Source organism: Noviherbaspirillum aridicola (assembly GCF_019656455.1).
Taxonomy (GTDB): domain Bacteria; phylum Pseudomonadota; class Gammaproteobacteria; order Burkholderiales; family Burkholderiaceae_D; genus Noviherbaspirillum; species Noviherbaspirillum aridicola.
The window spans coordinates 90,507-101,773 of record NZ_BPMK01000005.1; the positions used below are offsets into that span (position 1 = coordinate 90,507).

Sequence of the window (11,267 nt, forward strand, 5' to 3'; positions counted from 1 at the left end):
GGGGCCGGCCTCCGTGCCGGCCTGGCGGAGGTGGTGCGGCTGTCTGCGCTTGTGAATGGCGGGGATGTTTGTGTTTTTCTTCGCGCTGAGGGAGGCTGAGCCGGCAGGGACGCCGGCTCTACCTGGGTGGTGGTTGTGCGGTGTGTCGTCGCTGGGGTTTGTGGTCTTTGCGCGCGCAGGCCTGTGCAAGGACAGTGGGGCCGGCCTCCGTGCCGGCCTGGCGGAGGTGGTGCGGCTGACTGGGCTTGTGAATGCCGGGGAGGTTTGCGTTTTTCTTCGGACGGAGGGAGGCTGAGCCGGCAGGGACGCCGGCTCTACCTGGGCTGTGGTGGTTGTGCGGCGTGTCGTCGCTGATGCCGGCCCTGCTTTGGCGACGGCTTCTTGATGGAGGGTGTATGGAACATCTGGCGCAGATGATGACCTTTGCGAAGGTGGTGGAGACGCGCAGCTTCTCGGCCGCGGCGCTGGCGCTGGCGACGTCGAAGTCGCTGGTGAGCAAGCAGGTGTCGAGCCTGGAGAGCGCGCTCGGCGTGAAGCTGCTGAACCGGACGACGCGCAGCATGAGCCTGACCGAGGCGGGGGCGGCGTATTACGAGCATTGCCAGCGCATCGCGCATGAGATCGAGGCGGCGTCGCAGACGGTGACGCAGCTGCAGGCGGAGCCGCGCGGGGTGCTGCGGCTGACCTCGCCGGTGATCTTCGCGTCGCTGCACCTGGCGCCGGCGCTGGAGAGCTTTTGCCGCAAGTACGAGAAGGTGGAGGTGGAGCTGCATGCGAGCGACCGGCCGGTGGATCTGGTGGATGAGCGCTATGACCTGGCGATCCGCATCACCAGCTCGCCGCCGCAGAACCTGGTGGCGCGGCCGATCGCGCCGGTGCGCTGGGTGACCTGCGCGTCGCCCGAGTATCTGGCGCAGCACGGCATCCCGCAGACGCCGCAGGACCTGGAAAAGCATCAGTGCCTGGTCTATCAGGGAGAGCCGGTCCAGGGCAGCTGGCGCTACCTGGCCAATGGCCGGGAAGTGGCGCCGCGGCTGCACAGCCGTTTTCGCGTCAACAACACCGGGGTGCTGATGCATCTGGCGCTCAACGGCATGGGGGTGGTGATGAATCCCACCTACGTGCTGGGGGATCACTTGCGCAGCGGGCGGCTGCAGCCTTTGCTGACCGAATACGATTGCAATCCCGGCATGTCGCTGCAGATGCTGTACCTGCCCAACCGCTACATGCAGCCCAAGGTGCGGGCCTTCATCGACCATCTGCTGGCGGAGTTCGGGCCGGTGCCGCCGTGGGACCGGTTTTGAGGGCGCGCGCGGGAGGGCTCCACTATAATTGCCGATCCGCTTTCCGGCGCCCGCGAGCCGGCGCCGCGTCATGCCGCTGTCAAAGAAACAAGATGCCTTCCTGCCTATGAAACTGCCGCCCAACATCCTCCGCATGCTGAAAATGACGCGGCCTTACCGCGGGCGGCTGTCGCTGGCCTTTCTCGGCATGATCGTCACCGCCGCGACCGAGCCCTCGCTCGCCTGGATGATGCGCCTGCTGCTGGATCACGGCTTCAAGGGCGAGCTGAATTTTTCGCTGTGGCTGGTGCCGGCCTGCGTGATCGGCATTTTCGCGGTGCGCGGCGTGTCGACCTACATGACGACCTACATGATGGCCTGGGCTTCGAGCCGCATGCTCAACGAGCTGCGGCGGCAGATGTTCGAGCGGCTGCTCGATGTGCCGATCGGCTTCTATACGCATACCTCGGTGGGGCGGGTGATCAACTCGATGATGTTCGAGTCGCAGCAGATCATCGACATGCTCAAGAATGTGTTCACGCCACTGGTGCGCGACACGCTGACGGTGGTCGGGCTGCTCGCCTACCTGATATACCTGAATCCCTGGCTGACCGTGATCACGCTGGTACTGCTGCCGCTGATCGCGGTGGTGGTGCGGGCGACCGGCAAGCGGCTGCGGCGGCTGACGAAGGAGTTCCTGAGCATCAATGCGGAGATGACCCAGGTGGTCGAGGAGACCACCCGCGCGCAGCAGGTGATCAAGGTCTTCGGCGGACAGGAATACGAGCGCAGCCGCTTCGAGCAGCGCGCCAACAAGCTGCGCGCGTATTCGATGCGGATGACCTCGACCTTCGCGGCGACGGTGCCGGTGACGCAGCTGCTGACCGCCTGCGCGGTGTCGGTGGTGATCGTGATCGCGCTGCTGCAGGCGAGCGAGGGCGAGACTACGGTCGGCAGCTTCGCGTCCTTCATCACGGCGATGCTGATGCTGCTCACCCCGCTCAAGCACATCGCCAACGTCAACGGCCCGCTGCAGCGCGGCCTGTCGGCGGCGGAAGCGGTGTTCAAGCTGATCGACTCGCAGCCGGAGCGCAGTGACGGCAAGACGCTGGCGCAGCGCGCGCGCGGCGAGATCAAATTCGTGGATGTCGGCTTCACCTATCCGGAGCAGACCCAGCCGGCGCTGTCGCACGTCAACCTGCATGTCCACCCGGGCGAAACCGTGGCCTTCGTCGGCATGTCCGGCGGCGGCAAGACCACGCTGGTCAACCTGGTACCGGCCTTCTATCCGGTGACGACGGGCGAGATCCGGCTCGACGGCGAGTCGATCCGCAATATCTCGCTGTCGTCGCTGCGCGCACAGATGGCGATGGTGAGCCAGAACGTGGTGCTGTTCGACGACAGCGTTGCGGCCAACATCGCTTACGGCGACGCCAATCCGGATCGCGCGCGCATTGCGGCGGCGGTGAAGGCGGCGCACCTCGAAGACGTGGTGGCCGGCCTGCCGCAGGGGCTGGATACGCTGATCGGCGACAACGGCAGCCGGCTGTCGGGCGGGCAGCGGCAGCGGCTGGCGATCGCGCGCGCGATCTACAAGGATGCGCCGATCCTGATCCTGGACGAGGCGACCTCGGCGCTGGACACCGAGTCCGAACGCGCGGTGCAGGCGGCGCTGGACGAGCTGATGCGTTCTCGCACCACGCTGGTCATCGCCCACCGCCTGTCCACCATCGAACGCGCCGACCGCATCGTGGTGCTGGTCGGCGGCGGCATCGTCGAAACCGGCACCCATGCCGAGCTGCTGGCAAAGAATGGCGTGTACGCCAACCTGTACCATCTTCAGTTCACCAAGGAGACAGAAGCATGAGCGCAGCACCGATATCCCGCTTTCCCGTACCCGCGATCGAGGACCTGCCCGACGACATTAGCCAGATGATCCTGGCGGTGCAGGAAAAGGCCGGCTTCGTGCCGAACGTGTTCCTCGCGCTGGCGCACCGTCCGGCCGAGTTCCGCGCCTTCTTTGCCTATCACGATGCGCTGATGCTCAAGGACACCGGCAGCCTGACCAAGGCCGACCGCGAGATGATCGTCACCGCCACCAGCGCGAAGAACGGCTGCCTGTACTGCGTGGTCGCGCATGGCGCGCTGCTGCGCATTTACGCGAAACAGCCGCTGGTGGCCGACCAGGTCGCGGTCAACCATCTGAAGGCCGACGTCACGCCGCGGCAAAAGGCGATGCTGGATTTTGCGATCAAGGTCTGCTTGCGTTCTAACGAGGTGACGGAAGAGGACTATGCGGCGCTGCGCGTGCATGGCTTCGACGACGAGGATATCTGGGATATCGCCGCGATCACCGCGTTCTTCGGCTTGTCGAACCGGATGGCGAATGTGGTGTCGATGCGGCCGAATGATGAGTTCTTTTTGATGGGGCGGGTGCCGAGGAAGTAGGGCTGCGGGGGGGGGCCTTTGTGCTTGTGATGCTGGTGTTTTCTCCGCGCGGGGATGGGCCGGCAGGGACGCCGGCTCTACCTGGGCGGTGGTGGTTGTGCGGCGTGTCGTCGCTGAGGTTTGTGGTCTTTGCGCGCGCAGGCCTGTGGAAGGACAGTGGGGCCGGCCTCCGTGCCGGCCTGGCGGTGGTGGTGCGGCTGACCGCGCTCGTGAATGCCGGGGGTGGTTGTGCTTTTCTTCGGACAACGGGAGGTTGAGCCGGCAGGGACGCCGGCTCTACCTGGGCTGTGGTGGTTGTGCGGTGTGTTGTCGCTGAGGTTTGTGGTCTTTGCGCGCGCAGGCCTGTGGAAGGACAGTGGGGCCGGCCTCCGTGCCGGCCTGGCGGTGGTGGTGCGGCTGACTCCACTTGTGAATGCCGGGGAAGGTTGTGCTTTTCTTCGGACGGAGGGAGGCTGAGCCGGCAGGGACGCCGGCTCTACCTGGGCGGTGGTGGTTGTGCGGTGTGTCGTCGCTGGGGTTTGTGGTCTTTGCGCGCGCAGGCCTGTGCAAGGACAGTGGGGCCGGCCTCCGTGCCGGCCTGGCGGAGGTGGTGCGGCTGTCTGCGCTTGTGAATGCCGGGGGTGGTTGTGCTTTTCTTCGGGCGGAGGGAGGCTGAGCCGGCAGGGACGCCGGCTCTACCTGGGCGGAGTTTATCTGGTGCGGTCTGCCGGGCGCGGTTGCCGGCCGAGCACCACCCGCCCTGCAGAAGGACAGGCGCCTAAGCCATACGCGAGCTCCCCTGGCCGGTCCACGCGCCACAACGCGAAATCCGCCGCCTTGCCCACGGCGAGACTGCCGGTATCGTCGAAAATCCCCAGCGCCCTTGCCGCATTGCGCGTCACCCCGGCCAGCGCCTCCGCCGGCGTCAGCCTGAATAGCGTGCAACCCATGTTCATCGCCAGCAGCAGCGAGGTCATCGGCGAGGTGCCGGGATTGCAGTCGGTGGCGAGCGCGATCGGCACGCCGGCGTCGCGCAGCGCCTGTATCGGCGGCTGCCGTGTCTCGCGCAGAAAGTAAAACGCACCCGGCAGGAGCACGGCGACGGTACCCGCCGCGGCCATCGCGGCAATCCCCTCGGCGCCCAGATATTCGAGATGATCCGCGGACAGGCCGCCAAAGCGTGCAACGAGTCCGGCGCCGCCCTGGTCGGACAACTGCTCGGCATGCAGCTTCACCGGCAGGCCAAGCGCGCGGGCTGTTCCGAAGACCCGTTCGGTCTGCGCCGCGGTAAAACCGATCCGCTCGCAAAACGCATCGACCGCATCCACCAGTCCCTCGGCGGCGAGGGCGGGCAGCATGTGCCCGCACAGCATGTCGATGTAGTCGTCGGCCCGCCCGGCGTATTCGGGCGGCAGCGCATGCGCGCCGAGGAAGGTGGTCCTGACGCGGACCTGCAGCTCGCGGCCGATGCGGCGGGCGACGCGCAGCATCTTTGCTTCACTGTCGAGGTCGAGGCCATAGCCCGACTTGATTTCCAGCGTGGTCACGCCCTCCGCCAGCAGTGCGTGCACGCGCGGCAGGCTTTGCTCGAACAGGTCCCGTTCGCTGGCCGACCGCGTCGCGCGTACCGTCGACAGGATGCCGCCGCCCTGGCGCGCGATGTCTTCATAACTGGCGCCGCTCAGCCGCGCTTCGAACTCGGCGCTGCGGTTGCCGCCGTGGACGATATGGGTATGGCAGTCGATCAGGCCCGGGGTGAGCCAGCAGCCTTCTCCGTCGTGCACGGTACCGGCGCGGCGGTGCGGCAGCGCGGCACGCGCGCCTAGCCAGGCGATGCGGCCATCCTTCACCGCGATCGCGGCGTCGCGGATCTCGCCGTAGCCGCTTTCCTCGTCCATCGTCGCGAGATGAACATTGACCCAGAGCGCATCCCACTCAGCCATGCGCGGTCTCCTTCGCCTGCCAGCGCTCGGCGATGCGCGCGGCGAGACGGGCCGCGACGCGCACGGTGCGCTGGTCGATGTCGTGCAGGGGATTGAGTTCGGCGATGTCGGCGACGCGCAGCTTGCCGCTGCCGGCGGCGATGTCGATCACTTGTTCCACCACTTCCAGCGCCACGCCGCGCGCGGACGGTGCGCTGACACCGGGGGCGACGGATGCGGGCAGCACGTCGAGGCAAACCGTCAGATAGAGATGATCGACATCGGCGAGAAAGCCGTCGAGCAGCGTTGCCGTCTCGCCGAAGCGGTGCGCCGGCATGTCTTCGTCGCGCAGCCAGCGCACGCCGAGCGAACGCGCGCGCGCGAACAAGGCCTCGGTATTGGCGAAGTCGCTGATGCCGAGGCAGCAGTAATGGAAGGGCCAGCCGCGCGACGCGCAATCCTCCGCGATCTGCCGGAAAGGGGTGCCCGAGCTGGCGCGGTCCGCCATGCGCAGGTCGAAATGCGCGTCGAGGTTGAGGATGCCGATGCGGGGGACTGTGTCCGTCGACAGATGCTGCGCGAGCCCGCTGAAGCTGCCGAATGCCATCTCATGCCCGCCGCCGAGCACCAGCGGCGCCGCGCCCTGCGCGAGCAGTATGGCCACGCGTTCGGCCAGAGCCTGTTGCGCCGCCTCCAGCCCGTCGCCGCCGGCGTCAGGGACGCAGACGATGTCCCCCGCATCGCTGATGGTCTTGCAGCCGCGCACCGGCATGTTCCCGAGCTGGGCGCGCACTGCGGCCGGACCTTGCGCGGCACCGGTGCGGCCATGGTTGCGCTGCACGCCCGCATCGCAGGCAAAGCCGAGCAGCGCGAGTCCGCCGCGGCCCGCCTGCCAGGGCGCGACGACCTGGTGCCAGCGCCGGCCGAGCTCGCCTTCGGCGCTGTCGATGCGGCCGCTCCAGCGGCTCATGTCGGGCGGCAGGCGCATGTCAGTTCATCCTGATGGCGTCGAACAGGTGCGAGCAGGTCTGCGCGAGCTCGCCGCGCAGCACCATCTGTTTCGCGCGCTCGATGTCGGGCGCGAACAGCCGGTCCTTGTCATAGAAGGGCACGCGCTCCCGCACCCGCGCATGCACCTGGGCGAGCAGCGGCGAGGTCTGCAGCGGCAGGTGGAAATCGATGCCCTGCGCGGCGGCGAGCAGCTCGATGCCGACGATGGTGGCGGTGTTGTCCGCCATCTCGTGCAGGCGGCGGCCGGCGAAGGTGGCCATGCTGACATGGTCCTCCTGGTTGGCCGAGGTCGGCAGGCTGTCGACGCTGGCCGGATGCGCGAGCGACTTGTTTTCCGAGGCGAGCGCGGCGGCGGTGACGTGGGCGATCATGAAGCCGGAGTTCAGGCCGGAGGAGGCGACCAGGAAGGGCGGCAGGCCGGACAGGGTGGAATCGATCAGCAGCGCGATACGGCGCTCGGACAGCGCGCCGATCTCGGCGATGGCCAGCGCGAGGGTGTCGGCGGCGAAGGCCACCGGCTCCGCATGGAAGTTGCCGCCCGAAATGACGTCGCCCTCGTCGGCGAACACCAGCGGGTTGTCGGTCACCGCATTGGCTTCGATCAGCAGCGTGCGCGAGGCGTTGACGATCAGGTCGTGGCAGGCGCCCATCACCTGCGGCTGGCAGCGCAGGCTGTACGGGTCCTGCACGCGGTCGTCCTGCTCGAGGTGGGAGCGGCGGATCTCGCTGCCCGCCAGCAGCTGACGGTAGATGGCGGCCAGCGCGATCTGGCCCGGCTGCCCGCGCACTTCGTGAATGCGGCGGTCGAAGGGCGCATCGCTGCCGCGCGCGGCATCCACCGACAGCGCGCCGGCGACGGTGGCCGCTTCCAGCATGCGTTCGGCCATGAACAGGCCGTGCAGCGCGAGCGCGGTCGAGACCTGGGTGCCGTTGATCAGGGCCAGGCCTTCCTTGGCGGCCAGCGCGACCGGGGCGATGCCGGCGGCGGCCAGCGCTTCACCCGCCGGCATGATGCGGCCCTCGACGCGGGCGTCGCCTTCGCCCATGAGTGCCAGCGTCATGTGCGACAGCGGTGCCAGGTCGCCGGAGGCGCCGACCGATCCCTTGGACGGAATGCAGGGCATCACGCCGGCATTGAGCGCCGCGATCATGGTGTCGATCACTTCGGCGCGAATGCCGGAATAGCCGCGCGCCAGGCTGGCGATCTTGGTCGCCATGATCAGCCGCACCACATGGTCGCCGAGCAGCTCGCCGGTGCCGACCGAGTGGGACAGAATCAGGTTGCGCTGCAGTTCTTCCAGCTGGTCGTTGGGGATGTGAGTTTTGGCGAGCTTGCCGAAACCGGTGTTGATGCCGTAGGCGGGCGCGCCGCGCTCAACGATGCTGTGGATGGCGGCCGCCGAGCGCCGGATGCCGTCGCAGGCCGCGGGATCGAGCTGCAGCGTCACATTGCCCTGCCAGATGCGGCGCAGTTGCGCCAGCGTCAGCCGGCCGGGGGTGAGGGTGAGGATATCGTTGTTCATCGTGGCATTCTTCGTTATTTCATCATCGGCAGCTTCAGGCCGTTGCGCTGGGCGCAGGCCGCTGCACTCTCGTAGCCGGCGTCGGCGTGGCGCATCACGCCCGAGCCGGCGTCGTTGACCAGCACCCGCGCCAGACGCTTTGCCGCCGCCTCGCTGCCGTCGGCGACGATCACCATGCCGGCGTGCTGCGAGTAACCCATGCCGACGCCGCCGCCGTGATGCAGCGAGACCCAGGTCGCGCCGCCGGCGGTGTTGAGCAGGGCATTGAGCAGCGGCCAGTCGGACACCGCGTCGCTGCCGTCCTTCATCGCCTCGGTCTCTCGGTTGGGGCTGGCGACCGATCCGGTATCGAGGTGGTCGCGGCCGATCACGACCGGCGCCTTGAGTTCGCCATTCTTCACCATTTCATTGAAGGCGAGGCCGGCGATATGACGCTCGCCGAGACCGAGCCAGCAGATGCGCGCCGGCAGACCCTGGAAGGCGATGCGGTCGCGCGCCATGTCCAGCCAGCGGTGCACGTGGCGGTTGTGGGGGAACAGCTCCTTGATCCTGGCATCGGTCTTGTAGATGTCTTCCGGATCGCCGGACAGCGCGACCCAGCGGAACGGTCCCTTGCCCTCGCAGAACATCGGCCGGATGTAGGCGGGGACGAAACCGGGGAAGGCAAAAGCGTTCCGCACGCCGGTATCGTACGCGACCTGGCGGATGTTGTTGCCGTAATCGACGGTCGGGATGCCCATCGCATGGAAATCGAGCATCGCCCGCACATGCGCGGCGCAGGATACGGCCGCGGCATCGCGCAGGGCGGCGTGGCGCGCCGGGTCCTGCTGCGCGGCTTTCCATTCCTCCACCGACCAGCCCGCCGGCAGGTAGCCGTTGATCAGATCGTGCGCCGAGGTCTGGTCGGTCACCAGGTCGGGCCGCATGCCGCCAGCTTTTGCCCGTTCCACGAGCGCGGGCAGGATTTCCGCCGCATTGCCGAGCAGGCCGATGGAAACCGCTTCGCGCCGTTCGCAGTGATGCCTGACCATGTCCAGCGCCTCGTCGAGATCGCGCGCCTGCTTGTCGAGATAGCGGGTGCGCAGGCGGAAATCGATGCTCGCCTGCTGGCATTCGATGTTGAGCGATACCGCGCCGGCCAGCGTCGCCGCCAGCGGCTGCGCGCCACCCATGCCGCCGAGGCCGGCGGTCAGGATCCAGCGTCCGCCCCAGTCGCCGTTGTAGTGCTGGCGGCCGGCTTCGACGAAGGTCTCGAAGGTGCCCTGCACGATGCCCTGGCTGCCGATGTAGATCCAGCTGCCGGCCGTCATCTGGCCGTACATGAACAGGCCCTTGCGGTCGAGTTCGTTGAAGTGTTCCCAGTTCGCCCATTTCGGCACCAGGTTGCTGTTGGCCAGCAGCACGCGCGGCGCGTCGGCATGGGTGCGGAAAACGCCGACCGGCTTGCCGGACTGGACCAGCAGGGTTTCGTCGTCCTCCAGGTTACGCAGGGTTTCCAGGATGCGGTCGAAGCATTCCCAGTTGCGCGCGGCGCGGCCGATGCCGCCGTAGACCACCAGGTGCTGCGGGTTTTCCGCGACGTCGGGGTCGAGGTTGTTCTGGATCATCCGGTAGGCGGCTTCGGTCAGCCAGCTCTTGCAGGCGCGCTCGGCGCCGCGCGGGGCGCGTACCACCCGCCCCGGCGCGAGGCGCGGATCGGCGGTCATGGCGACGGCTTCTTTGGGTGCATTCATGGCGTCCTCCTTGTCAATACTGGCAGTCTAAGTTGTATATACAACTTGCGCAAGGAGATTTTGAGATGTGCAGACAAGTGCTACCATTGCCCGCATTGCAACGCGGGAGAAGAAACAGTGGGCGCAGCCGATATCGAGGTGCCGGTTTTTCAGCGGATCAAGGATTACCTGCTGGCTCAGATCCAGGCCGGGCACTGGAAGGAGGGCGATGCGATTCCGTCGGAGCAGGAACTGGCGCGCCAGTTCGGCGTGTCGCGCATGACGGTGAACCGCGCCGTGCGCGAGCTCACCGCCGACCAGATCCTGACGCGGGTGCAGGGATCGGGCACCTATGTCGCGCAGCACAAGTACCAGTCGACACTGGTAGCGATCAAGAGCATCGCCGAGGAAGTGCGCGGCCGCGGCCACCGGCATCGGAGCGAGCTGCACCTGCTCGAGCGGGCGAAGGCGAGCGAGATCATGGCCGCGCCCTTCGGCGTGAAGCCGGGCTATGCGCTGTTTCACTCGGTGATCGTGCATTTCGAGAACGAGGTACCGATCCAGGTGGAGGACCGCTGGGTCAATCCGGCCGTCGCGCCCGACTACATGGAGCAGGATTTCTCTTCCATGACGCCGAACGAGTACCTGATGGCGGCGGCGCCGCTGCAGGGCGTTCAGTACAGCATCGAGGCGCTGCCCGCGCCACGCGACATCGCCGCCATGCTGCAGATGCAGCCGAAGGACGCCTGCCTCGTGCTCAAGCGCCGCACCCTGTCGCAGGGGCAGGCGGCGACGGTGGTCACCATGTGGCATCCGGGGAGCCGGTATCAGTTTGCGGGGAGTTTTTGAAGGGCGTTTGTGAAGGATTTTCTTCGGACAAACGCCGCTGAGCCGGCACGGAGGCCGGCCCTACCTGGGCGGTGGAGGTCTTGCGGCCAGGACGGTGATGTCCGTCTTCTCAGAAACTGTAGGAACTGCGAAGCGAAGACCAGCACCCGCAACGGCAGTAGGGCCGGCCTCCGTGCCGGCCCGCGGAGGTCGTGCAGCGACTGCGGTTGAGCCTGCCCGCGGTGTTTGTGTTTTTCTCCGGACGAGCGCCGCTGAGCCGGCACGGAGGCCGGCACTACCCGGGGGGTGGAGGTTTTGCGGCCAGGACGGGGATGTCATTCGCAGGAACAGACAGGACCGCGAAGCGAAGACCAGTCCCCGCAACGGCAGTGGGGCCGGCCTCCGTGCCGGCCTGCTGAGGTCGTGCCGCGACTGCGTTTGTGCCTGCCCGCGGTGTTTGTGTTTTTCTCCGGACGAGCGCCGCTGAGCCGGCACGGAGGCCGGCACTACCCGGGCGGTGGAGGTCTTGCGGCCAGGACGGTGATGTCCTTCGCAGAAACA

The 11,267-nt window shown here is 67.3% G+C and carries 8 protein-coding genes; 4 read left to right on the forward strand and 4 right to left on the reverse strand.

All coding sequences use genetic code 11. From position 1 onward, the window contains the following. Positions 1-395 precede the first annotated feature (395 nt). The 3 genes from NCCP691_RS06775 to NCCP691_RS06785 all read left to right on the forward strand — a co-directional run bounded on the left by NCCP691_RS06775 (position 396) and on the right by NCCP691_RS06785 (position 3,731). Positions 396-1,304, forward strand: a complete 909-nt coding sequence (locus NCCP691_RS06775; protein ID WP_220807501.1) for a LysR family transcriptional regulator — start codon at positions 396-398, stop codon at positions 1,302-1,304. A gap of 106 nt (positions 1,305-1,410) precedes the next feature. Then, entirely contained in the window at positions 1,411-3,150 is a 1,740-nt protein-coding gene (gene msbA / locus NCCP691_RS06780) for a lipid A export permease/ATP-binding protein MsbA (RefSeq protein ID WP_220807502.1), read from the forward strand. Further along, entirely contained in the window at positions 3,147-3,731 is a 585-nt protein-coding gene (locus NCCP691_RS06785) for a peroxidase-related enzyme (RefSeq protein WP_220807503.1), read from the forward strand. The genes msbA and NCCP691_RS06785 overlap by 4 nt, the downstream gene beginning before the upstream one ends. A 689-nt stretch (positions 3,732-4,420) precedes the next feature. Here NCCP691_RS06785 and hutI read toward each other — a convergent pair. The 4 genes from hutI to hutU are packed head-to-tail and all read right to left on the reverse strand — an operon-like array spanning position 4,421 to position 9,899. After that, positions 4,421-5,653, reverse strand: a complete 1,233-nt coding sequence (hutI, locus tag NCCP691_RS06790) for an imidazolonepropionase (protein ID WP_220807504.1) — start codon at positions 5,651-5,653, stop codon at positions 4,421-4,423. Continuing rightward, on the reverse strand, positions 5,646-6,620 hold the full coding sequence (gene hutG / locus NCCP691_RS06795) for a formimidoylglutamase (RefSeq protein ID WP_220807505.1): 975 nt from the start codon (positions 6,618-6,620) through the stop codon (positions 5,646-5,648). Before hutG ends, hutI begins: the two co-directional genes overlap by 8 nt. Before the next feature lies 1 nt (position 6,621). Further along, on the reverse strand, positions 6,622-8,166 hold the full coding sequence (gene hutH / locus NCCP691_RS06800; RefSeq protein WP_220807506.1) for a histidine ammonia-lyase: 1,545 nt from the start codon (positions 8,164-8,166) through the stop codon (positions 6,622-6,624). A gap of 14 nt (positions 8,167-8,180) precedes the next feature. After that, positions 8,181-9,899: a urocanate hydratase gene (gene hutU, locus NCCP691_RS06805; protein WP_220807507.1), complete on the reverse strand. Its 1,719-nt coding sequence runs from the start codon at positions 9,897-9,899 to the stop codon at positions 8,181-8,183. Between the two features lie 117 nt (positions 9,900-10,016). On the opposite strand from hutU, the gene hutC reads away from it, so the two are divergent. Continuing rightward, positions 10,017-10,727, forward strand: coding sequence for a histidine utilization transcriptional repressor HutC (gene hutC / locus NCCP691_RS06810; RefSeq protein WP_220807508.1), 711 nt, complete (start codon positions 10,017-10,019; stop codon positions 10,725-10,727). Positions 10,728-11,267: the final 540 nt, after the last annotated feature.